This is a genomic window from Pseudomonas sp. PvP009 (genome assembly GCF_017832995.1).
Taxonomy (GTDB): Bacteria; Pseudomonadota; Gammaproteobacteria; order Pseudomonadales; family Pseudomonadaceae; genus Aquipseudomonas; species Aquipseudomonas syringae.
In genome coordinates this window covers 5,216,368-5,236,628 of the sequence record NZ_JAFIBG010000001.1, presented here as the reverse complement: position 1 = coordinate 5,236,628, position 20,261 = coordinate 5,216,368, and the positions used below count along the sequence as shown (strand labels likewise).

The 20,261-nt window shown below is 61.9% G+C and carries 23 protein-coding genes; 11 read left to right on the top strand and 12 right to left on the bottom strand.

All coding sequences use genetic code 11. From position 1 onward, the window contains the following. Positions 1 to 54 precede the first annotated feature (54 nt). From JOE29_RS22470 to JOE29_RS22435, 8 genes are read right to left on the bottom strand one after another with little or no spacing between them, the layout of a single operon-like run. The gene (locus JOE29_RS22470; protein WP_210079875.1) at positions 55 to 1,002 is read right to left on the bottom strand and encodes a glycosyl transferase; all 948 of its coding nucleotides are present in this window, start codon (positions 1,000 to 1,002) and stop codon (positions 55 to 57) included. Further along, entirely contained in the window at positions 999 to 1,733 is a 735-nt protein-coding gene (locus tag JOE29_RS22465) for a glycosyltransferase family 2 protein (protein WP_003422491.1), read from the bottom strand. The genes JOE29_RS22470 and JOE29_RS22465 overlap by 4 nt, the downstream gene beginning before the upstream one ends. Continuing rightward, entirely contained in the window at positions 1,726 to 3,408 is a 1,683-nt protein-coding gene (locus JOE29_RS22460) for an acyl-CoA synthetase family protein (RefSeq protein ID WP_058445394.1), read from the bottom strand. The genes JOE29_RS22465 and JOE29_RS22460 overlap by 8 nt, the downstream gene beginning before the upstream one ends. Positions 3,409 to 3,418: 10 nt before the next feature. Next, positions 3,419 to 3,964 carry a hypothetical protein gene (locus tag JOE29_RS22455; RefSeq protein ID WP_003346314.1) on the bottom strand — a complete coding sequence of 182 codons (546 nt, stop codon included), beginning with the start codon at positions 3,962 to 3,964 and terminating at the stop codon, positions 3,419 to 3,421. Further along, on the bottom strand, positions 3,961 to 4,215 hold the full coding sequence (locus JOE29_RS22450) for an acyl carrier protein (RefSeq protein WP_003316687.1): 255 nt from the start codon (positions 4,213 to 4,215) through the stop codon (positions 3,961 to 3,963). Before JOE29_RS22450 ends, JOE29_RS22455 begins: the two co-directional genes overlap by 4 nt. Positions 4,216 to 4,224: 9 nt before the next feature. Next, positions 4,225 to 4,485 carry a phosphopantetheine-binding protein gene (locus tag JOE29_RS22445; protein WP_003316688.1) on the bottom strand — a complete coding sequence of 87 codons (261 nt, stop codon included), beginning with the start codon at positions 4,483 to 4,485 and terminating at the stop codon, positions 4,225 to 4,227. Then, positions 4,460 to 5,272: a lysophospholipid acyltransferase family protein gene (locus JOE29_RS22440; protein WP_003392280.1), complete on the bottom strand. Its 813-nt coding sequence runs from the start codon at positions 5,270 to 5,272 to the stop codon at positions 4,460 to 4,462. The genes JOE29_RS22445 and JOE29_RS22440 overlap by 26 nt, the downstream gene beginning before the upstream one ends. Further along, the gene (locus tag JOE29_RS22435; RefSeq protein WP_024662404.1) at positions 5,248 to 5,967 is read right to left on the bottom strand and encodes a beta-ketoacyl synthase chain length factor; all 720 of its coding nucleotides are present in this window, start codon (positions 5,965 to 5,967) and stop codon (positions 5,248 to 5,250) included. Before JOE29_RS22435 ends, JOE29_RS22440 begins: the two co-directional genes overlap by 25 nt. A 308-nt stretch (positions 5,968 to 6,275) precedes the next feature. Here JOE29_RS22435 and JOE29_RS22430 point away from each other — a divergent pair, with 308 nt between their 5' ends. Then, entirely contained in the window at positions 6,276 to 7,055 is a 780-nt protein-coding gene (locus JOE29_RS22430; protein WP_003304810.1) for a ParA family protein, read from the top strand. A gap of 882 nt (positions 7,056 to 7,937) precedes the next feature. Here the strand turns inward: JOE29_RS22430 and JOE29_RS22425 are convergent. After that, a complete protein-coding gene (locus tag JOE29_RS22425) occupies positions 7,938 to 8,333 on the bottom strand; it encodes a PAAR domain-containing protein (protein ID WP_024649807.1) in 396 nt (131 codons plus the stop codon). Positions 8,334 to 8,595: 262 nt separating this feature from the next. Between JOE29_RS22425 and mdcA the strand changes: the two genes are divergently transcribed. The 9 genes from mdcA (at position 8,596) to madM (ending at position 15,905) form a co-directional block, all read left to right on the top strand. After that, positions 8,596 to 10,272: a malonate decarboxylase subunit alpha gene (mdcA, locus tag JOE29_RS22420; RefSeq protein ID WP_003402963.1), complete on the top strand. Its 1,677-nt coding sequence runs from the start codon at positions 8,596 to 8,598 to the stop codon at positions 10,270 to 10,272. Beyond that, a complete protein-coding gene (locus JOE29_RS22415; protein WP_210079874.1) occupies positions 10,272 to 11,147 on the top strand; it encodes a triphosphoribosyl-dephospho-CoA synthase in 876 nt (291 codons plus the stop codon). Before mdcA ends, JOE29_RS22415 begins: the two co-directional genes overlap by 1 nt. A gap of 1 nt (position 11,148) precedes the next feature. Further along, positions 11,149 to 11,448: a malonate decarboxylase subunit delta gene (locus tag JOE29_RS22410; RefSeq protein WP_024662408.1), complete on the top strand. Its 300-nt coding sequence runs from the start codon at positions 11,149 to 11,151 to the stop codon at positions 11,446 to 11,448. Continuing rightward, entirely contained in the window at positions 11,441 to 12,292 is an 852-nt protein-coding gene (locus JOE29_RS22405; RefSeq protein WP_032663025.1) for a biotin-independent malonate decarboxylase subunit beta, read from the top strand. Before JOE29_RS22410 ends, JOE29_RS22405 begins: the two co-directional genes overlap by 8 nt. Continuing rightward, the gene (gene mdcE / locus JOE29_RS22400; RefSeq protein ID WP_044312601.1) at positions 12,289 to 13,089 is read left to right on the top strand and encodes a biotin-independent malonate decarboxylase subunit gamma; all 801 of its coding nucleotides are present in this window, start codon (positions 12,289 to 12,291) and stop codon (positions 13,087 to 13,089) included. Before JOE29_RS22405 ends, mdcE begins: the two co-directional genes overlap by 4 nt. Continuing rightward, on the top strand, positions 13,083 to 13,721 hold the full coding sequence (locus JOE29_RS22395; RefSeq protein ID WP_044312600.1) for a malonate decarboxylase holo-ACP synthase: 639 nt from the start codon (positions 13,083 to 13,085) through the stop codon (positions 13,719 to 13,721). The genes mdcE and JOE29_RS22395 overlap by 7 nt, the downstream gene beginning before the upstream one ends. Beyond that, positions 13,718 to 14,653: a malonate decarboxylase subunit epsilon gene (mdcH, locus tag JOE29_RS22390; protein ID WP_210079873.1), complete on the top strand. Its 936-nt coding sequence runs from the start codon at positions 13,718 to 13,720 to the stop codon at positions 14,651 to 14,653. The genes JOE29_RS22395 and mdcH overlap by 4 nt, the downstream gene beginning before the upstream one ends. Positions 14,654 to 14,722: 69 nt before the next feature. After that, the gene (gene madL / locus JOE29_RS22385) at positions 14,723 to 15,139 is read left to right on the top strand and encodes a malonate transporter subunit MadL (protein ID WP_003316699.1); all 417 of its coding nucleotides are present in this window, start codon (positions 14,723 to 14,725) and stop codon (positions 15,137 to 15,139) included. Between the two features lies 1 nt (position 15,140). After that, the gene (gene madM / locus JOE29_RS22380) at positions 15,141 to 15,905 is read left to right on the top strand and encodes a malonate transporter subunit MadM (protein WP_003316700.1); all 765 of its coding nucleotides are present in this window, start codon (positions 15,141 to 15,143) and stop codon (positions 15,903 to 15,905) included. A gap of 1 nt (position 15,906) precedes the next feature. Here the strand turns inward: madM and JOE29_RS22375 are convergent, their stop codons facing one another. After that, complete coding sequence (locus JOE29_RS22375) at positions 15,907 to 16,833, bottom strand: LysR substrate-binding domain-containing protein (RefSeq protein WP_024649800.1); 927 nt, start codon at positions 16,831 to 16,833, stop codon at positions 15,907 to 15,909. A 156-nt stretch (positions 16,834 to 16,989) separates the two neighbouring features. On the opposite strand from JOE29_RS22375, the gene JOE29_RS22370 reads away from it, so the two are divergent. Continuing rightward, positions 16,990 to 17,604 (top strand): hemolysin III family protein, encoded by a 615-nt coding sequence (locus JOE29_RS22370; protein ID WP_003414317.1) that lies wholly within the window; start codon positions 16,990 to 16,992, stop codon positions 17,602 to 17,604. 266 nt (positions 17,605 to 17,870) lie between these two features. Here the strand turns inward: JOE29_RS22370 and JOE29_RS22365 are convergent, their stop codons facing one another. Continuing rightward, entirely contained in the window at positions 17,871 to 18,590 is a 720-nt protein-coding gene (locus JOE29_RS22365) for a 16S rRNA (uracil(1498)-N(3))-methyltransferase (RefSeq protein ID WP_003346339.1), read from the bottom strand. A 131-nt stretch (positions 18,591 to 18,721) separates the two neighbouring features. Beyond that, positions 18,722 to 20,128, bottom strand: a complete 1,407-nt coding sequence (locus JOE29_RS22360; protein WP_003402943.1) for an adenosylmethionine--8-amino-7-oxononanoate transaminase — start codon at positions 20,126 to 20,128, stop codon at positions 18,722 to 18,724. Between the last annotated feature and the right edge of the window lie 133 nt (positions 20,129 to 20,261).

The following is a 20,261-nucleotide window of genomic DNA, read 5'->3' as shown; positions in this document are numbered from 1 at the left end:
TGGCGACCTGCGCTGATTTTACAACGCAGCACATGATCGCCGAGCGCGATCAGCTCATGAGCCCGATTCATCGGCAGACTCCCAGAATGGGTAGAAATTGAACCACTGCTGCGGCGCTTCCAGGCAATAGTGCCCAAGACGCTCGGCATAACGTGTGGCCCATTGCTCGATGACCTGAGCCCGGTCGCTGCGCCGCCATTCGATGGCGTCGGCGAACGGTTCGAGAATCACCCGATAGCCTTTCGCGCCCTTGAGGCAGAAGAACAGGTTGACCGGGCACTTGAGCAGCCCGGCCAGCAGCCAGGGGCCTTGCGGGAAGGTCGCTGGCTGGCCGAGAAAATCGACCCGCACATTGCGCCCGCCGTGCAGCGCGACGCGGTCACCGGCGATGGCCAGCCACTCGCCTTCGTCCAGGCGCTGGCTTAATTGCAGCATGATGGCCGGGTCCAGCTCGCTGACTTGAATCAGGCGCAGATGGGTCGCGCCGGCTTCACCGAGCAGGCGATTGAAACGTTCGGCGTGTTTGGTGTGCACCAGCACATTCATGGTGACCTTTTCGCCGAGTTCGGCCAGTGCGCGGCACACTTCAAGGTTGCCTAGGTGCGCACCAACCAGCATCTGTCCGCGTTGGCCACGCAGGTTCTGGCGCAGCAGGGCCTGGTCGACGATCTCGATCTGATCAATATCCAGCCTGCCGTTCCACACGTCGAGCTTGTCGAGCAAGGAATCGGCAAATGCCATGAACTGCCCGAACACTCGACGCTGGCTGGGCCGCAGTTCGGGTTTGCGGCTCCAGTCCGCCAGGTGCTGCTGGTATTGCCAGATGCTGTGCCGGGCACGTCGGCCGAAGACAAAGAAATACAGAACGATGCCATACAGCACCGGGCTGAGCAGGCGCCGACCGAGCACCCGCATGCCCCAGGCGGTGAGTTTCATGAGCATGAAACTGCCGCGCTCCTGATGACTGGCCCAATGCTCCTTGGGCGACTTGTCGATGCTCATGGCCGCCACCGTCGCCAGAGGATCATTGGCAGGCGTAGCAGCATGCCGAAGAACAGCTTGGCGTGCATTTTCGAAATCAGGGCGTTGTCGTGAAACAGGCGGAAATGCGACAGGCCGTCCTGCGGGTAGTGAACGCGGGTCGGCAGCCAGCGCATCGGCTGGCCGCGCCAGGACAGGCGCACGAGGATTTCCGAGTCAAAATCCATACGCCTGCCGATCTGCACGCTGTCGATCAGCGCCAGGACAGGGGCCAGGGGATACAGGCGAAAGCCGCACATGGAATCGCGAATGTGCAACGACAGGGTGTTGATCCACACCCAGACGTGGGTCAGGTAACGCGCATACAGACGGCCCTTGGGCACGCTCTCGTCGAATTGCGGATAGCCGCAGATCAGCGCATCCGGGTGCTGGCGCGACTGCTCCAGAAACACCGGGATATCGCTCAGATCATGCTGGCCATCGGCATCGACCTGCAGCGCATGACTGAAACCCAGCCGGATCGCCTCGCGAAAGCCGGCCATGACCGCGCCGCCCTTGCCCTGATTGACCGGCAGGCGCAGCAGGTAGATAGCCTCACCCTGCGCCAGCTGCTGTAACACAGCTTCGCAGGCCGGGCTGCTGGCATCGTCCACCAGGATGCACGGCAACCCGGCGTTGCGCACGGCCTGGACCACGTTGGGCACGGCCCGCTCGTGGTCGAACACCGGAATGATCACGCAAGGCTTATGCATGGTCGTCTTCCAGGAGGATCCGGCCACTGGAGCAGGGCGCATTGTCGGCATTGCGAAAGGCGAAGTGCAGCTTGGAGCGTGCTGCATCGAAGCGCAATGTCAGCGTGAGGCGATCGCCGGGGCGTACCAGTTGCTGGAATTTGAGCACCTCCATGCCGGCGAATCCGGATGGCAGGTCGAGCAGTCGCTGGCCCAGGCTGATCGCCCAGTCGACCTGCACCACGCCCGGCAAAATCGGCGCCTTGGGAAAGTGGCCGCTGAAAAACGCCAGATCGGGCGGGACACTCAATTGCAGGTGCAGCTCGCCTTCGATGTTCTGTTGCTCAAGCACTTCCGGCTGTTTCGAGCGTGGCGCCAGCAGCAGCGCCTCGACGTCTGCTTGCGGCAGCTTGCCCTGGGCGTTGAGCGGCATCTGCCGCAGCAGCCGCCAGCGACGCGGCAGGGCGATGGTTTCGCAATGCGGCTGCAGGTAGTGTCGCAAGGCTTCGGTGAGCGCCCGACGGCCTTGGTTGCGCAGGGCCAGCAAGCCCGCGTCGCTCAGCACCAGCAGCGCGCCCAACGAGGCACGGTTTGCCTGCACCACACCAAGGCGCGCTTCACTCACCCACGGGTGAGCCGCGAGGGCCTGCTCGATCAGCGGCAAGGACACGCGCTTCTCTTCGAGTTTGACGATGCGGTCGAGCCTGCCCAGCAGTTCGAAGCGCCCGTCTGCACCGATCAGCGCCGCATCGGCGGTCTGCTCGACATGGCCGGGCGGCAGATAGGGCGAGCTGATGCGCAGCGCACCTTGCGCATCCTGACTCAGCTCTACGCCGTCGAAGGCCTGCCAGCGTTGTCCGCCCTGACGCCAGGCGATGCCGCCGGTTTCCGAACTGCCGAGAATCTCCGTCGGCCACTGACCGAGGCGTTGCTGCAGGCTTTGTGCGGCTTCGGCCGGCAATGCACCACCGGAAGAGAACACCCGGCGCACGGCCGCAAGCCCCGGCCAGTCGAGATTGTCGCCCATGCGCTTGAGCAGCGCGGGGCTGGCGACCCAGGCGAATGACGGGTATTCACGGCTGGCGCGTTGCAGGTCTTCGGCGAACGGCAACTGACGGCGCACGAACGGGCGTGCCGCGCACAGCGGCCACAGCAAGCGAAACAGCAGCCCGTAAATATGTTGCGTCGCCACGCTGCCGATCATGCATGCCGCGCCCAGCTCCGCGCCCCACAGTTGTTCCAGCCCGCAGACTTCGTTGGCCAGTTGCCGCAGGCGTTTTTCGATCAGTTTGGGTTCGCCGCTGGAGCCTGAGGTGCACAGGCTCAGCCGGCACTGGTCAAGGTCCAGCGCTGCCGCAGGGAGGGGCGCGGCACGCAGATCGCTCAGGTGGGTGTCACCCGGCAGGTCGGTCAGCCACAGGTCGACCTGATTCGCCCAGCGCTCGCGGGTCTGGCCCTGCAAGTCGGCGGGCAGCAACACGTGCACACCTGCGCGCCAGGCCGCGAACAACGCAATGGCCAGGTCGGCGGCATCTTCGAGGTGCACTGCAAGGTGCGTGATGCCACGCGCCTGCAGTCCAGCGGCCACGCTGAGCGCCTGATCACGAAACTGCGCGTGGTCCAGGCTCGGGGCCAGCGTCAGCAACCGGTCGGGCAGCGCATCGAGCAGCAGGTGTTCCAGGTTCAACCAGTTCATGCGATCCATTTCATTTGCCGCCCGCAGAGGGTGGGCGGACGATCCATTCGACAGCGAACAACACGCCCATCAGGCCGTAGGAAATCAGGCCGGTGTACAGCGTCCACCATGACAACGGTGCCCACAGCGTCAGGATGGCTGAGGTGAGGCCGTTGACGAGGAAGAACAGGCACCAAATCTGCGTGACTCTACGGGTGTAGCGGATACCCGCCTCAGGCAGATCGGGGCGGTTCAGGCGCGCCATCTTTTCCACGATCGGCGGGCCGTAGACCAGGCTTGAACCGAACAGGCCAAGCATGAAGGTGCTGACCAGTACCGGGTACCAGCGCAGCATCATGTGGCTGTCGAGGGCGCCGAGCACCACGCAAAAGATCAGCGCGACAATCGCCATCGCCAGGCTGCCTTGCTTGCGTTCTCCGGTCAGGGCACGCGCCAGCCACAGGCTGCCGAGTAGCAGCGCGAACTGCCAGGGGGCGAAATGCTCGGTCCCCCAATAGACGGCGAATGGATACAGCACGCCGGCCAGCACCAGAATCAGGCCAATCAGCCGCTTCATTCGGCGCTGTTGACCAGTTTGTAGACGGCCTCTACCACGTCGTTTACGGTTCTCACCGACTTGAATTCTTCAGCCGCAATCTTCTTGCCGGTCTTGCGTTTGATGTGATCAATCAGGTCCACGGCATCGATACTGTCGATTTCCAGGTCCTGATACAGATTGGCTTCAAGCGTGACTCGCTCAGGCTCCAGTTCGAACAGTTCCACCATTGCGGTGCGCAGGATTTCGAAGATGTCTTCACGGGTTTGCATGTTCAATTCTCAGGCCGGTTGTCTGGCGCTGACGAAGGCCGCAAGGCTGTCGACGCTGGCGAAATGGTTACGGGTGTCCTTTGCATCGGCATCGATCCTGATGCCATAACGCTTCTGGATGGCCAGGCCCAATTCGAGTGCATCCACCGAGTCCAGTCCCAGTCCTTCGCCAAACAGCGTCATATCGTTGCCGATATCTTCCGGGGTGATGTCTTCGAGGCCCAGGGCATCGATGATCAACAATTTAATGTCCTGGTGCAGATCGCTCATCTGAGGCGAGCTCCTTGGTGAAATAGTCATGCAGGTAATCGTTGAGCTTGCGGGACGCCAGGGGCGGTGGGCCTAGCGCACTGAAGGCGGTTGGGTCTATATCGGCACCGACGCGCAAAGTGAAGTGCACGCGGCGTTGCGGAATGCGATACCAGGGCTCGGCCTTGGTCAGGGTGGTCGGCTGGACCTTGATCGTCACCGGGGTGATGACGCTTGCGCCACGCAGCGCAATGGCGGCCGCGCCGCGGTGAAAGACCGGCGGCTGACCCGGCTGGGTGCGCGTGCCTTCCGGGAAGATGATCAGTGTCTGGCCGCTTTGCAGGCGCTCTACGGCGGCGTCGAGCATGTCCATGCTGCCATCGTTGCTGATGTAACCGGTGGAGCGCACAGGGCCGCGGGTGAACGGGTTTTCCCAGAGGCTGCGTTTGACCACGCAGTTGGCGTCACGCACCAGCCCGATCAGGAACACCACATCGATCAGTGACGGGTGGTTGGCGATGATCATCTGCCCGGGACGGCCAAGCTTTTCGGCGCCTTGAACGTCATAGGTCAGCACACGCATGCGCGCCATGATGCGGATGAACAGCCAGAACAGGCGGCTGATGGTCCGCCGCGCGCGACGCTGATGGCTGGCCACACTGCCAGGCAGGCAACCCAATACTGGAAAAACGAACAACCGCAGGCATAAACCGCTCAACCCGAACAGGGCAAAGCTGATGCCTGTTGCCAGCAGACGCCAGTAATAGGCGTCCCGACCTTTCTTCAGTGACTGCGTTGCCAGTTCCATAACCGGTTATTCCAAGGGTGCAGGCAGACGGATTGATCAGTGTGCAAGGCCCGCAGCAGGTTCAGGGCGTGAGGCCACTGAGTGCGCTTTGTGCCTTGCGTATCGGTGTTCAGAGACAGTTGCCACTCATTCCCCGGTGTCAGCAGCAAGCCGACCGCGTAGGGAAAGGGCACGTCATCAATCCATTGGGCATAGGCTTGCGGCGGCTGTTCTTCAGTCACCACAAGCAATACTGCTTCTGCTCCCTCGGCCAGCAACGCTGCGGCCTCGAATGCTCCATACTCCAGCCCGTCGCCTGTGGCGGCCAGGGCTGTCATCTCACTTGTTTCACCGCGCATGATCGACCACAGACCAATGACGGCGTTATGCACTGAAAGGCTGAACTGCGTCGGTGAAAGCGGCTCGTTGGCGGCCAGATCACGCAGGATTTCAAAGGTCCTCGGGGTCTCTCCGTGGCGCGAGACAAACACCAGCGGGACGCGCTCAAGCCCTTCAGTCAACGGCCAGCCGACAGCAAACGCCATTCTTGCCATACGGCCCAGGCGGCGGCGTTGCATCGCAGGAAGAAAAGACACGTCTGGCGCTGCGTCACTGGTTTCCAGCAACGTCGGATCGAGGCTCCATCTCTGCCAGTCTTCCGCGCTCGCCAGGCCCGGCGCCCAGGCTTGCCATCGTGCAATGTTGAAGGTGATCAAGGCTTCTCTTCCCGCCCCTGCGGGCTTGTTTCTCGCTACATCGATATCAGGTCGATATCAGCCTGGGTGCGGTAATTGACCGAGTGCGCGCATTATCCCGATGGTGCTCATTACTAGCAAATTTGTTACATAAAAACCGTTTACAGGCGTGTATTTTAAGGTTGAAGTCGTTTTTCTGTATGACAACCGGCTGGCAACTGTTTTGCGTTAAGCTCACCGTTGTCATATGCGATGTCTAGAATCGACCTCCTCTTACGGTCGTTATCGGCCACTGCTGCTGTTTCTTCATCTTTCAAGGAATCCAAAGCATGCGTCGCGTGGTATTCAATCAGAAGGGCGGTGTCGGCAAATCGAGCATCGCCTGCAATCTGGCTGCAGTCAGCGCTCACGAAGGCTATCGGACGTTATTGATCGATCTCGATGCCCAGGCCAACTCGACTCAGTACCTCACCGGCCTCACCGGTCAGGATATTCCGATGGGGATTGCCGAATTCTTCAAGAACACGCTGTCCGGCTCCCCGGTCGCCAAGAAGAACCATGTCGATATCTACGAAACACCGTTCGACAACCTGCATGTGGTGACCGCGACTGCAGAGCTTGCTGACCTGCAGCCCAAGCTCGAGGCCAAGCACAAGATCAACAAGCTGCGCAAACTGCTCGACGAGCTGAGCGAAGATTACGAGCGTATCTACCTGGATACGCCTCCCGCGCTGAATTTTTATGCGGTTTCGGCGTTGATCGCGTCGGATCGGGTGCTGATCCCTTTTGACTGCGACAGCTTCTCGCGACAGGCGCTGTACGGGCTGATGCGCGAGATCGAGGAATTGAAAGAGGACCACAACGAAGGCCTTCAGGTGGAAGGCATCATCGTCAACCAGTTCCAGCCCAGGGCCAGCCTGCCGCAGCAAATGCTCGACGAACTGATTGCCGAAGGCTTGCCGGTGCTGCCGGTGTACCTCAACGCCTCGGTAAAAATGCGCGAGTCGCATCAGGCCAACCTGCCGCTGATCCACCTCGACCCACGGCACAAACTGACGCAGCAGTTCGTGGAACTGCATCACTTGCTCGAGACCAACGCCCATCCGTGATGGGCCACGGTGAGAGCACTCGTCATACCCAAGTCCGCTCTTGATTCTGACCGAAGGCCGCAGGAGCGACCGGGGCGGCGACCCGCTTTGTTCGCGAAGGCTCGTCATGCAGAAGTCCGCTCTTGATTCTGGCCGAAGGCCGTAGGAGCGACCGGGGCGGCGATCCGCCTTGTTCGCGAAGGCTCGTCATGCAGAAGTCCGTTCTTGATTCTGGCCGAAGGCCGTAGGAGCGAACTTGTTCGCGAAGGCTATATTCCTGACGCATAAAATCCATCGACTGTAACGCCCTCTTCGCGGACAAGTCCGCTCCTACAGGGCACCGCAAACACCCGTAGGAGCGACCGTGGCGGCGATCCGCCTTGTTCGCGAAGGCTCGTCATGCAGAAGTCCGTTCTTGATTCTGGCCGAAGGCCGTAGGAGCGAACTTGTTCGCGAAGGCTATATTCCTGACGCATAAAATCCATCGACTGTAACGCCCTCTTCGCGGACAAGTCCGCTCCTACAGGGCACCGCAAACACCCGTAGGAGCGACCGTGGCGGCGATCCGCCTTGTTCGCGAAGGCTCGTCATGCAGAAGTCCGTTCTTGATTCTGGCCGAAGGCCGTAGGAGCGAACTTGTTCGCGAAGGCTATATTCCTGACGCATAAAATCCATCGACTGTAACGCCCTCTTCGCGGACAAGTCCGCTCCTACAGGACACCGCAAACACCCACAGGAGCGACCGGGGCGGCGATCCGCCTTGTTCGCGAAGGCTATATTCCTGACGCAGAAAATCCATCGACTGTGATGCCCTCTTCGCGGACAAGTCCGCTTCTACAGGGCACCGCAAACTCCCGGTTCGCCCCTAAGCCCTTTGACGTGCGTTCTACCGCGCAACTCTGGCTACGTCAGCGGCCTCAATACATCAGGCGTGAAGCTGCCGTCCTTCATCGAACGGGCCAGGTGTTCGGCATGCTGGCGGGCAGTGTTGGCCAGTTCTTCGGGGATGGTGATGGTCGCATCCATGTCGGCCTGGACATGCTCCTGCGAGGTGGTCAGCGTATTGCTGCCGGGCTCGCAGCCACACTGCACCTCATGCCCCTGAGTGGCGACCGCCACACGTTCGTCTATGTAGGTGGGGTTGCCTTGGGCGATGAAGCCAATCTGCTTGCAGGCCGGGCACCACACCGGGTCCCCCATACGCGCCACACGACGCCGTTCGATGACTTCGCTTGCCGATGCGGCCAGCACGAAACCGCCGGTGGTGGTGAGATCGCCTTCCCTGACTATAAATGACATCGCGCTACTGCCTCTGGGTTACGGAAAACCTCAAGGCTAGGCGCAAACACAGATTCCGATAGCACCCCAGGTCCTTTAAGGACCGGTCCTACGCAATTACCAGCCAGTCGTTTCGAGCATGTTGCACGCGCGCCGACGCGCCCGGCGAAATGTCCGTTCCATTATCGTTACTCCAGCCGTAATGATTCGACGCGCTGCTTGATTGATGCCCGACCGCTATCGCTCCTATGGTGGTCGACGACAGCAAAATCGTGGAGCGATCATGACAACAACAACTTCCCCCGACGCGCGCTGGACACGTCGTCGCAGCGAGAAGCAGCGGCGTCTGGAGCAAGTGCGGGCGTTGGCCGATGGTGTGGTGTTGCCGACCGACAACATCGTCGCGGCGCTGGAGGCCCTGCTGGTTTCCGGCGACCGTGTGGTGCTTGAAGGCAACAACCAGAAGCAGGCGGACTTCCTCTCCCGCGCGCTGGCCAAAGTCGATCCGGGCAAGGTGCATGACCTGCACATGATCATGCCGAGCGTCGGCCGCGCCGAGCACCTGGACCTGTTCGAGCAGGGCATTGCGCGCAAGCTGGACTTTTCGTTCGCCGGTACGCAAAGCCTGCGCATCAGTCAGCTGCTGGAAGACGGCCTGCTGGAAATCGGTGCGATCCACACCTACATCGAACTCTATTCACGGCTGGTGGTGGACCTCATCCCCAACGTGGTGCTGGCAGCGGGCTTCATGGCCGACCGGGCCGGCAACATCTACACCGGGCCCAGCACCGAAGACACCCCCGCACTTATCGAACCGGCGGCATTCAGCGACGGCATCGTCATCGTCCAGGTCAATCAGTTGGTCGATGACGTCAGCGAGCTGCCACGGGTAGACATCCCGGCCTCGTGGGTCGACTTTGTAGTGGTCGCCGATAAGCCGTTCTATATCGAGCCGCTGTTCACTCGCGACCCGCGCCACATCAAGCCGGTGCATGTGCTGATGGCGATGATGGCCATTCGTGGCATTTACGAGAAACACAACGTTCAGTCGTTGAACCACGGCATTGGTTTCAATACCGCCGCCATTGAGCTGATTCTGCCGACCTACGGCGAGTCGCTGGGCCTGAAGGGCAAGATCTGTCGCAATTGGACACTCAATCCGCACCCGACGCTGATCCCGGCCATCGAAAGCGGCTGGGTCGAGAGCGTGCATTGTTTCGGCACCGAACTGGGCATGGAGAACTACATCGCCGCGCGCCCGGATGTGTTCTTCACCGGACGCGACGGCTCGCTGCGTTCCAACCGCCAGCTCTGCCAGCTGGCCGGGCAGTACGCGGTGGACCTGTTCATCGGCGCAACCCTGCAGGTCGATGGCGACGGGCATTCCTCGACGGTCACCCGTGGTCGTCTGGCCGGTTTTGGTGGCGCGCCGAACATGGGCCATGACCCACGCGGCCGGCGTCATGCCACGCCCGCCTGGCTCGACATGCGTCAGCAGCACGATGACGGCCCGGCTGCCTACCTGGAGCGCGGCAAGAAACTGGTGGTGCAGATGGTCGAGACGTTCCAGGAGGGTGGCAAACCGACCTTCGTCGAAACCCTGGACGCCGTCGAGGTGGCGAAGAAAAGCGGCATGCCGCTGGCACCGATCATGATCTACGGCGACGACGTGACCCACCTGCTGACCGAAGAAGGCATCGCCTACCTCTACAAGGCGCGCAGCCTTGAGGAACGCCAGGCGATGATTGCTGCAGTGGCGGGCGTGACCGTGATCGGTTTGCGCCATAACCCCAAAGACACCGCGCGCATGCGCCGTGAAGGGCTGATCGCGCTGCCTGAAGACCTCGGTATCCGGCGCACCGATGCCAGCCGTGAACTGCTGGCCGCCAAGAGCATTGCCGACCTGGTTCAGTGGTCCGGTGGCCTCTACAACCCGCCCGCCAAATTCAGGAGCTGGTAATGAGCGCACTTCAATGGACACCGCAATCGGCCTCGCTGGCCGAGCGACTGGCCGATCTGGCGGTCGATGCTTTGATCGACGAAGCCGACCTGTCGCCCAAACCGGCTCTGGTGGACCGACGTGGCAGCGGCGCGCACAGCGACCTGCACCTGGGGTTGATGCATTCTTCGGCGCTGTCGTTGTGGCCGACTTTCAAGTGGATGGCGGATGCCGCCACGCAGTTCGGTGCCGTGGGCCAGCCATTGCGTGAGGCATTGGGCAGGCTTGGCCGTGAAGGCGAAGCGACGATGCTGCGCACCACCAGTGGGGTGAATACGCATCGCGGCGCGATCTGGGCGCTGGGCCTGCTGGTAACCGCTGCCGCGCTGGATCCTCAGGAATGCGCGCCCGATGCCATCTGCGCGCGCGCTGCTGCGTTGGCCCAGATCAAGGACCGCCAGGTGCTCACGCAGAACAGCCACGGTGATCAAGTGGTTCGTCGTTACGGTGTCATGGGCGCCAGAGAGCAGGCGCAGCATGGTTTCCCGGCGGTCAGGCTGTTTGCCTTGCCGCAACTGCAACGCAGCCGTGCGGCAGGCAGCGGCGAGCAGAACGCCCGGCTGGACGCGCTGCTGGCAATCATGACTACGCTGGACGACACCTGCGTGCTGCATCGCGCCGGCATCGAAGGGCTGAACGCCATGCAGCACGGAGCACAGCGCGTGCTGGACGCCGGAGGCAGCGCCAGTCTGGCGGGCCGCCGCGCACTGAACGCGCTGGACCAGCACCTGCTGGCCCTCAATGCTTCGCCCGGTGGCGCGGCGGATCTGCTGGCTGCCTGCCTGTTCATCGATGGCCTTGAGCCTGCGCTCGGCCCTGTTTCGAGGAGTGTCTGAAATGGAAACCCTGTCTTTTGAATTTCCTGCCGGACAGCCGCCCAAGGGCCGTGCGCTGGTGGGTGTGGTGGGCTCCGGTGATCTTGAGGTGCTGTTGGAACCCGGTAAACCGGGCACCTTGGCGATTCAGGTGGTGACGTCGGTCAACGGCGCCTCGTTGCGCTGGCAACACCTGTTCGAGCGCATGTTCGAGGGTCAGACCCCGCCAGCGCTGAGCATCGATATTCATGACTTCGGCGCGACGCCCGGCGTCGTGCGTTTGCGCCTGGAGCAAGGCTTCGAGGAGATCGGTCATGACTGATAACGCACGTTTGCTGAATCAGCACAGTTTCATCGAGCTGGGTGCCCGAGCGCGCGCCCGCGCCTTGCTGGATGCTGGCAGCTTCCGCGAATTGCTCGGTCCGTTCGATCGGGTCATGTCGCCATGGCTGGCCATGCAGGGCGTGGTGCCTCAGGCGGATGATGGCGTGGTGGTCGCCAAAGGCACTGTCGATGGTCGGCCAGTGGTTATCGCCGCCATCGAAGGTTCTTTTCAGGGCGGCAGCATGGGCGAAGTCGGCGGCGCAAAGATGGCCGGCGCGCTGGAGCTGGCCGCCGAAGACAACCGCAACGGCATTCCCACCGCCGCGATCGTGCTGCTGGAAACCGGTGGCGTGCGTTTGCAGGAAGCCAATCTGGGCCTGGCGGCGATTGCCGAGATTCATGCCGCGATAGTCGACCTGCGTCAGTACCAGCCAGTGATTGGCGTGGTGGCCGGCAGCGTCGGCTGCTTTGGCGGGATGTCCATCGCCGCAGGGCTTTGCAGTTACCTGCTGGTGACTCAGGAAGCGCGTCTGGGCCTGAACGGTCCGCAGGTGATCGAGCAGGAAGCCGGCATCGAAGAATACGACTCCCGCGACCGTCCGTTCATCTGGAGCCTGACCGGTGGCGAGCAACGCTTTGCCAGCGCTCTGGTGGATGGTTTTGCTGCCGATGATGTCGCCGATGTCCGCCAGCAGGTCAGCGGCTGGCTAAAGCAGGGTATGCCCGACACGCATCGCAGCAGTCAGTACCCACTGTTCCTGCAACGCCTGGCCAGCCTCGACACTGAGCCGCAAATCGATCCGCAAAGTGTGCGCACCCTCTACCAAGGAGCCCGGTCATGAGTCTTTCACAGCGGGGTTTGAACTGGTTCAACGCCTTGAGTGCAGGCGCCCGTGAAGTTGCTGGTCTGCCTGCCTCACTCAAGGTAGCCGACGGTTTTCTCGGCGAGCAGGCGGTGCGTTTCGTTGCGGTGATTGCCGATACCGACAACCGCTTTCCCCGGGCGCGTCAGGGTGAAGTCGGTCTGCTGGAAGGCTGGGGCCTGGCCAAGGCGGTGGACGAGGCCATCGAGCAGGATCGTGACCGCGCCGCAAAGCGCGCGCTGATTGCCATCGTTGACGTACCGAGCCAGGCCTACGGGCGTCGCGAGGAAGCGCTCGGTATCCATCAGGCATTGGCCGGTGCCGTGGACAGTTACGCGCGAGCACGTCTGGCCGGGCACCCGGTGATCGGCCTGCTGGTCGGCAAAGCGATGTCCGGCGCATTCCTGGCCCACGGCTATCAAGCCAATCGATTGATCGCGCTGCGTGATCCCGGCGTGATGGTGCATGCGATGGGCAAAGCCTCGGCAGCCCGCGTAACCCTGCGCAGCGTCGAGGATCTGGAAAAGCTCGCCGCCAGCATCCCGCCGATGGCTTACGACATCGACAGCTACGCCAGTCTCGGTCTGCTCTGGGAAACCCTGGCGGTCAGCCAGATCGAACAGCCCGCTGCGGATGATCTCACCCAGGTGCTCGATGTGCTGAGCAGGGCGATCAAGGACGTGCAGGCCCGTGGCGTCGATCTGAGCAGCCGCCTGGGCGCGAGCAACCGTGCGGCGTCGACCAATGTGCGCCAGTTGCTGCGCGCGCAATGGTGATCAGCAACACTGGTGCAGTGCGGCCCCATGATTTGTTGTGGGGCATGCCGCTGACTGCGTTGCCGGATGATGCGCCCAAATGGGCGGTCGACGCCGTGCTTGCAGGGCACCCGGTGGTGGTCCGGCGTCAGGCAATGCCCGTCGGTCAGGTGGCCGTGGGCTTGCGCGGTCGTGGTCGGGAGCAGCGCTATGCCGCGAGCATGCCATTGGCCGATGTCTGCCGAAGGGTCATGCCCGAGCAGTTGATCGACGCCCCGACCGAGCGCCATCAGCATTGGCCGGCGTTGCATGCTTTGCGCCAGATCCGTCCAGTCATGGAGGCGCTGGAGCTGGACTGGGGCGTCGGCGGCAGTGCCGGATTCGAGCTGGCCAGCGGTATTGCAGCGTTGCATCAGGACAGCGATCTGGATCTGATTCTGCGCACCCCTGTGCGCCTGAATCGCCGCTGTGCCGCCGAGCTGGTCGAGGCGCTGGAAACCTCGGTCTGTCGGGTCGACGTCCAGCTGCAACTCGAACAGGGTGCCGTGGCGCTGCGTGAGTGGGCACGGCCATCGGGGCGCGTGCTGCTCAAGACCGCCACCGGCGCGCGGCTGGTTGCAGACCCATGGCACCTGGGTCAGGTGTGCGCATGAGCAGCCTGTGGGTATTTCCCGGCCAGGGCGCGCAACAGGCCGGCATGCTGCATCAGTTACCGGACGAGGCTGCGGTGCGCGACTGCCTGCAGGAAGCCGCCGATGCGCTGGGCGAAGACGTGCTTGCGCTGGACACCGCCGAGGCACTGCAAGCCACCCGTGCCGTTCAGCTTTGCCTGCTGATCGCTGGCGTCGCATGCGCGCGCGTGCTGAAGGCGCGTGATTGTGTGCCGGACTACCTGGCAGGGCTGTCCATCGGCGCTTATCCGGCAGCAGTGATTTCGGGTGCGCTGGCCTTTGACGACGCCGTGCGCCTGGTCGCGCTGCGTGGCGAGCTGATGCAAAGCGCCTGGCCGCAGGGTTACGGCATGACCGCGCTCATCGGTCTGGACCAGACGCAGCTAGAAGCGCTGATCGCGCAGGTACACAGCGCGAAGGCGCCGGTATTTCTCGCCAATATCAACGCCGACAACCAGATGGTGATCTCCGGCAGTGCCGAGGCGATGCAGCAGGTCGGTCAACTGGCCAAGGCCGCCGGCGCGGCAGCGGTCAAGCGTCTTGCGGTCAGCGTGCCGTCACATTGCGCCTTGCTGGACGCTCCCGCGCAGCAACTGGCCGAGGCCTTTTCGAGCGTTGCGCTGCAGGCACCCGCGATACGTTACCTCAGCGGCAGCACGGCGCGACCTGTGTTGAATGCCGAGAAGCTGCGTGACGACCTGGCGTTCAACATGTGCCGGGTCATCGACTGGCGCAGCACCGTGGAAACCGCCTGGGAGCGAGGCGTGCGCCTGCACATCGAATTGCCGCCCGGCAGTGTGCTGACCGGGCTGGCGCGCAAGGTATTCCAGCAAGGCACGGCGCTGGCTTTTCAGGCTGCGCGTCTGGACAGCCTGGTCGCGCTGTCGCACGAGGAGGGTCGCCGCACTCCATAGAGCCGCCGTGCAGCTGCTACGAAGGACAAAAACAACAACTTCAGCAATGCAAACAGAGGAATAACAACAATGATTATCTACGGTGTTGCACTACTGGCCATCTGCACGCTTGCGGGCGTGATTCTCGGCGACATGCTCGGCGTTCTGCTGGGCGTGAAATCCAATGTGGGCGGGGTCGGGATCGCCATGATCCTGTTGATCTGCGCACGTCTGTGGATGCAGAAACACGGCGGTATGACCAAGGACTGCGAAATGGGCGTGGGTTTCTGGGGCGCGCTATACATTCCGGTCGTCGTGGCGATGGCCGCACAACAAAACGTTGTCACCGCGCTCAAGGGCGGGCCGGTGGCGGTACTGGCCGCTGTGGGTTCGGTGGTGCTGTGTGCCTGCACCATCGCAGTGATCAGCCGCACCAATCGCGGTGAGCCGTTACCCAAGGAAGAGCCGCTGCTGACGCCTGAAATCGCCCCGGCCGGAGGTCGCTGATATGTGGGACCTCATCGAGAAGGGACTTGAACACAACGGCCTGATCACCGCTTTCGCTTTCGTCGGCATCATCATGTGGGTCTCGGTGGTGCTTTCCAGACGCCTGACGTTTGGCCGGGTGCATGGTTCGGCCATTGCGATTGTCATCGGGCTGATTCTGGCCTGGGTCGGCGGCACCTTGACCGGCGGCCAGAAAGGGCTGGCGGATATCACGCTGTTCTCGGGCATAGGCCTGATGGGCGGGGCGATGCTGCGTGACTTTGCCATCGTTGCCACTGCTTTCGAAGTGCAAGCCACCGAAGCGCGCAAGGCCGGACTGATCGGTGTGATTGCCTTGCTGTTGGGCACGATTCTGCCGTTTATCGTCGGCGCGAGCATTGCCTGGGTATTCGGTTATCGGGACGCGATAAGCATGACTACCATCGGTGCCGGGGCGGTGACCTACATTGTCGGCCCGGTGACCGGTGCTGCGCTGGGCGCCACCTCCGATGTGATGGCGCTGTCGATTGCCACCGGCCTGATCAAGGCAATTCTGGTGATGGTCGGCACGCCCATGGCGGCGCGCTGGATGGGGCTGGACAATCCGCGCTCGGCGATGGTTTTCGGCGGTCTGGCGGGTACTGTCAGCGGCGTTACCGCAGGGCTGGCGGCAACCGACCGGCGTCTGGTGCCCTATGGCGCGCTGACCGCTACGTTCCACACCGGTCTGGGCTGTCTGCTCGGGCCATCGGTGCTGTACTTCATCGTGCGCGCCATCGTCGGCTAGGTCAGGTCGTCTGTTCCAGCAGCCGGTTGGTGTACATCCGGCACTCGGCCAACAGCGCGAGCAGGTTGGGATCGCGCTGTTTGGACTTGAGAAAAACAATGCCGATGTGTTGCTGCATCCGGTAGCGGCTCTGCAACGGGATCAGGCGCACGCGGTTCTCATAGACCGCGGCGATTCTCCCCGGCAGCAGTGCGTAGCCGACGCCGGAGCTGACCATGCTAAGCAGGGTGAAGATGTCATTGACCTGCATCGCCACCTTGGGCTCGAAACCGGCCTGCTGGAACACCCGGATCCCGTCGCGGTGCGTGGCGAAGCCTTGGGTCAGGGTGATGAACGTCGCTTCGCGCAGGTCGCCCAGGTCCACTTCAGGGTGTTCGGCGAACGGTGAGTCGGTGGGGACGGCGAGAAAGATGTCATCGGAAAACAGCGCCAGATGCTCGCAGTCCGGGTCATGGGTGCTTTCATCCAGCGACACCAGCATCGCATCGACTTCCATGTTCTTGAGCTTGTAGAGCAGGTCCATGTTCGAGCCCAGAATCAGGTCGATATTCAGCTCGCTGCGGCGGATCTTCAGGCCCATGATCAACTGCGGCACCGTCTTGACCGTCAGCGAATACAACGCCCCCAGGCGAAACCGCGCCGCTGAGAAGCCTGCCGCCTGACGGGTCAGCTCTACCGTGGCGAGCACATCCTGGACCAGTTTCTGTGCACGTTCTTCCAGCACATACGCGCTTTCGAGCGGCGTCAGGTTGCGTCCCTCATGTTTGAACAACGGGCAACGCAGCGCGCTTTCCAGCGAGTGAATGGCGCGGTGTACGCTGACGTTACTGGTCTGCAACTCCTCCGCCGCCCGCGCCAGATTGCCGGTGCGCATGAAGGCCAGGAATATTTCCAGTTTCTTGAGCGTCAGTTCGTCATCGATCTGCATGTCGTGGCGCTTATGGTTGAGGTGCACTGATTGTGCACAACTCATACGTCGATAGCTGCTTAAAATATCCGTCACTGACACGGGTGTTGCGGTTTGTTTCAATAACCCGGAGTCTCTGTTTCCAGTGTTTTCGCCATTGAGAGGGGTATTGAGCGGATGTACTACGGAGAAAAATTCAACGCCTGGTCGCACCTGGTTGGCGCCGTACTGGCGGCCGTCGGTGCGATCTGGTTATTGGTCATGGCGTGTCTGCATGGTGATGTCTGGAAAGTGGTCAGCATGGCCATTTATGGAGTGTGTCTGGTGACGCTGTACAGCGTCTCGACGGTCTACCACAGCGTCAAGGGACGCTCGAAATCGATCATGCAGAAGGTCGATCATTTTTCGATCTACCTGATGATTGCCGGCAGCTACACCCCGTTTTGTCTGGTGACATTACGCGGCGCGTGGGGCTGGACCCTGTTCGGAATTGTCTGGGGGCTGGCGCTGATCGGCATCCTGCAAGAGATAAAACCGCGCTCCGAAGCGCGCATCATGTCCATCGTGATCTATGCGGTGATGGGCTGGATCGTGCTGGTGGCCGTCAAGCCACTGCTGGCTGCGCTCGGTGTATCGGGTTTCATCTGGCTGGCCGGAGGCGGCGTGCTGTACACCGTCGGCATCCTGTTCTTCGCCTACGACCAGATCCGCCACTTTCACGGCATCTGGCACCTGTTCGTCATCGGCGGCAGTTTGATGCACTTCGTGGCGATTTGTTTTTATGTGCTGTGAGGAGGGGCGGTCGAGACCTGACACCCGTTACCACGCTCCAGCGTTCTGCGTTATACGTAAGTCTGCTTCTGATTCTGGCCGAAGGCCGTAGGAGCGACCGGTGCGGCGATCCGCATTGTTCGCGAAAGGGCCAGTATATTCGTCGAAAATGCATCGCCTGAACAACTGTCTTCGCGAACAAGTTCGCTCCTACGCCCTCCGGGCAGAAGCCCATCAGGACTTGTGTATAACGATGAGCGCATGAGCGTGGGGACCATCATCAGCGATCAGAAATCGCCCCACAACTGCTGCGCCACGCTGAGCGCGACAACGGGAGCGGTTTCAGTGCGCAGCACGCGTGGGCCGAGGCGCGCGGCGTGGAAGCCGGCGTCTTGCGCCTGGGCGACTTCCGCATCGTTCAGACCGCCTTCCGGACCAATCAGAAAGGCCAGGCTGGCGGGCTTGTCATGGCTGGTCAGGGGTTCGGCCACCGGGTGCAGGACCAGTTTCAGGTCGGCCTCGGTGTGCTTGATCCACTCGGCCAGCGGCATCGGCGCATGAATCACCGGTACCACGGAGCGGCCACATTGCTCGCAGGCGCTGATCGCGATCTGCTGCCAGTGCGCCTGACGCTTCTCGGCGCGTTCGTCTTTCAGGCGCACCTCGCAGCGTTCGCTGACAATCGGCGTGATTTCGCTGACGCCCAGTTCGGTGGCCTTTTGAATGGCCCAGTCCATCCGCTCGCCCCGCGACAGGCCTTGACCGAGATGAATACGCAGGCCTGACTCTACCTGGCCCGCGAAGCTTTCAGTGAGCTGCACATGCACGCGCTTCTTGCCGACTTCCAGCAAGGTGCCGCGAAATTCCTGACCCGAACCGTCGAACAGTTGCAGCGCGTCACCTTCGGTCATGCGCAGCACGCGGCTGATGTAATGCGCCTGGGCCTCAGGCAGTTCATGCTCGCCCAGACTCAGCGGCGTTTCAGTAAAAAAGCGGGACAGTCTCATGGTGTGTCTCGGTTCCAGTGTTCGTTTTGTGATGACGCCGTCACCCGGCTCGCTCCCGCATGTGCAGCCAGGCCCCTGTAGGAGCGGACTTGTCCGCGAAGGCGTCAGTCATGACGCCGCAATTTCCAGCCTTAACCCGGATCCCTGAAATCCGGATGAAAGTTCTCGCGCACGGCAACACTGACACTGCTGCGTGTCGCGATATCAATACCTTCGCTGGCCACCTCGGCGAGGAAGTCGATCTGCTCCGGCGTAATCACATACGGCGGCAGGAAATACACCACACTGCCCAGCGGCCGCAGCAGTGCGCCACGTTCCAGCGCGTGCTGGAAGACTTTCATGCCGCGGCGTTCCTGCCACGGGTAGGCGGTCTTGGTGGCCTTGTCCTGAACCATTTCGATGGCGATGGCCATGCCGGTCTGACGCACTTCCGCGACATGCGGGTGATCGACCAGATGCGCAGTGGCCGTCGCCATGCGTTGCGCCAAAGCCTTGTTGTTTTCGATGACGTTGTCCTGCTCGAAGATATCCAGGGTCGCCAGCGCCGCCGCACAGGCCAGCGGGTTGCCGGTGTAACTGTGCGAGTGCAGGAACGCACGCAGGGTCGGGTAGTCGTCGTAGAACGCGTCGTACACATCATCGGTGGTCAGGCAGGCGGCCAGCGGCAGGTAGCCACCGGTCAACGCTTTGGACAGGCACAGGAAGTCCGGACGAATGCCGGCCTGTTCGCAGGCGAACATGGTCCCGGTACGGCCGAAACCGACAGCGATTTCATCGTGGATCAGGTGCACGCCATAGCGGTCGCAGGCGTCGCGCAGCAGCTTGAGGTAGATCGGGTGATACATGCGCATGCCACCTGCACCCTGGATCAGCGGTTCGACGATCACTGCCGCAACGCTGGCGTGGTGTTCGGCGAGGGTCTGCTCCATGGCGGCGAACATGTTGCGCGAATGCTCTTCCCAGCTCATGCCGTCCGGGCGGTGGTAGCAATCGGGGCTCGGCACCTTGATGGTGTCGAGCAGCAGCGCCTTGTAGGTTTCGGTGAACAGCGGCACGTCACCGACCGACATCGCCGCCATGGTCTCGCCGTGGTAGCTGTTGGTCAGGGTGACGAAGCGTTTCTTGTCCGGCTGGCCGCGATTGAGCCAGTAGTGAAAGCTCATTTTCAGTGCAACTTCGATGCACGAAGAGCCGTTATCGGCGTAGAAGCAGCGGGTCAGGCCGTCAGGCGTGAGTTTGACCAGCCGCTCGGACAGCTCGATCACCGGCTGATGGCTGAAACCTGCGAGGATCACGTGCTCCAGCTGGTCGACCTGATCCTTGATTCGCTGATTGATGCGCGGGTTGGCGTGTCCGAAAACGTTGACCCACCAGGAGCTGACAGCGTCCAGATAACGCTTGCCCTCGAAGTCTTCAAGCCATACGCCTTCACCACGCTTGATCGGTATCAACGGCAGATTTTCGTGGTCTTTCATCTGGGTGCAGGGGTGCCACAGGACCTTCAGGTCACGTTGCATCCACTGGTCATTGAGGCCCATTTTCAATCTCCGGGTAGCGACTCGCCTGATGCGAGGACGAACAATCGCGCAAGCCTATGCAATGCCCGCCTGCGGAACAACCTTTGATGCAGTTTTAACGGTCGATGGACATTGCTGGCGGCTATTTGATGGC

Excerpts from the sequence above, each read along its gene's own strand:
- JOE29_RS22470 (WP_210079875.1), bottom strand. The coding sequence starts at position 1,002 with ATGAGCATCGACAAGTCGCCCAAGGAGCATTGGGCCAGTCATCAGGAG.
- JOE29_RS22465 (WP_003422491.1), bottom strand. The coding sequence starts at position 1,733 with ATGCATAAGCCTTGCGTGATCATTCCGGTGTTCGACCACGAGCGGGCC.
- JOE29_RS22460 (WP_058445394.1), bottom strand. The coding sequence starts at position 3,408 with ATGAACTGGTTGAACCTGGAACACCTGCTGCTCGATGCGCTGCCCGAC.
- JOE29_RS22455 (WP_003346314.1), bottom strand. The coding sequence starts at position 3,964 with ATGAAGCGGCTGATTGGCCTGATTCTGGTGCTGGCCGGCGTGCTGTAT.
- JOE29_RS22450 (WP_003316687.1), bottom strand. The coding sequence starts at position 4,215 with ATGCAAACCCGTGAAGACATCTTCGAAATCCTGCGCACCGCAATGGTG.
- JOE29_RS22445 (WP_003316688.1), bottom strand. The coding sequence starts at position 4,485 with ATGAGCGATCTGCACCAGGACATTAAATTGTTGATCATCGATGCCCTG.
- JOE29_RS22440 (WP_003392280.1), bottom strand. The coding sequence starts at position 5,272 with ATGGAACTGGCAACGCAGTCACTGAAGAAAGGTCGGGACGCCTATTAC.
- JOE29_RS22430 (WP_003304810.1), top strand. The coding sequence starts at position 6,276 with ATGCGTCGCGTGGTATTCAATCAGAAGGGCGGTGTCGGCAAATCGAGC.
- JOE29_RS22425 (WP_024649807.1), bottom strand. The coding sequence starts at position 8,333 with ATGTCATTTATAGTCAGGGAAGGCGATCTCACCACCACCGGCGGTTTC.
- mdcA (WP_003402963.1), top strand. The coding sequence starts at position 8,596 with ATGACAACAACAACTTCCCCCGACGCGCGCTGGACACGTCGTCGCAGC.
- JOE29_RS22415 (WP_210079874.1), top strand. The coding sequence starts at position 10,272 with ATGAGCGCACTTCAATGGACACCGCAATCGGCCTCGCTGGCCGAGCGA.
- JOE29_RS22410 (WP_024662408.1), top strand. The coding sequence starts at position 11,149 with ATGGAAACCCTGTCTTTTGAATTTCCTGCCGGACAGCCGCCCAAGGGC.
- JOE29_RS22405 (WP_032663025.1), top strand. The coding sequence starts at position 11,441 with ATGACTGATAACGCACGTTTGCTGAATCAGCACAGTTTCATCGAGCTG.
- mdcE (WP_044312601.1), top strand. The coding sequence starts at position 12,289 with ATGAGTCTTTCACAGCGGGGTTTGAACTGGTTCAACGCCTTGAGTGCA.
- JOE29_RS22395 (WP_044312600.1), top strand. The coding sequence starts at position 13,083 with ATGGTGATCAGCAACACTGGTGCAGTGCGGCCCCATGATTTGTTGTGG.
- mdcH (WP_210079873.1), top strand. The coding sequence starts at position 13,718 with ATGAGCAGCCTGTGGGTATTTCCCGGCCAGGGCGCGCAACAGGCCGGC.
- madL (WP_003316699.1), top strand. The coding sequence starts at position 14,723 with ATGATTATCTACGGTGTTGCACTACTGGCCATCTGCACGCTTGCGGGC.
- madM (WP_003316700.1), top strand. The coding sequence starts at position 15,141 with ATGTGGGACCTCATCGAGAAGGGACTTGAACACAACGGCCTGATCACC.
- JOE29_RS22375 (WP_024649800.1), bottom strand. The coding sequence starts at position 16,833 with ATGCAGATCGATGACGAACTGACGCTCAAGAAACTGGAAATATTCCTG.
- JOE29_RS22370 (WP_003414317.1), top strand. The coding sequence starts at position 16,990 with ATGTACTACGGAGAAAAATTCAACGCCTGGTCGCACCTGGTTGGCGCC.
- JOE29_RS22365 (WP_003346339.1), bottom strand. The coding sequence starts at position 18,590 with ATGAGACTGTCCCGCTTTTTTACTGAAACGCCGCTGAGTCTGGGCGAG.
- JOE29_RS22360 (WP_003402943.1), bottom strand. The coding sequence starts at position 20,128 with ATGGGCCTCAATGACCAGTGGATGCAACGTGACCTGAAGGTCCTGTGG.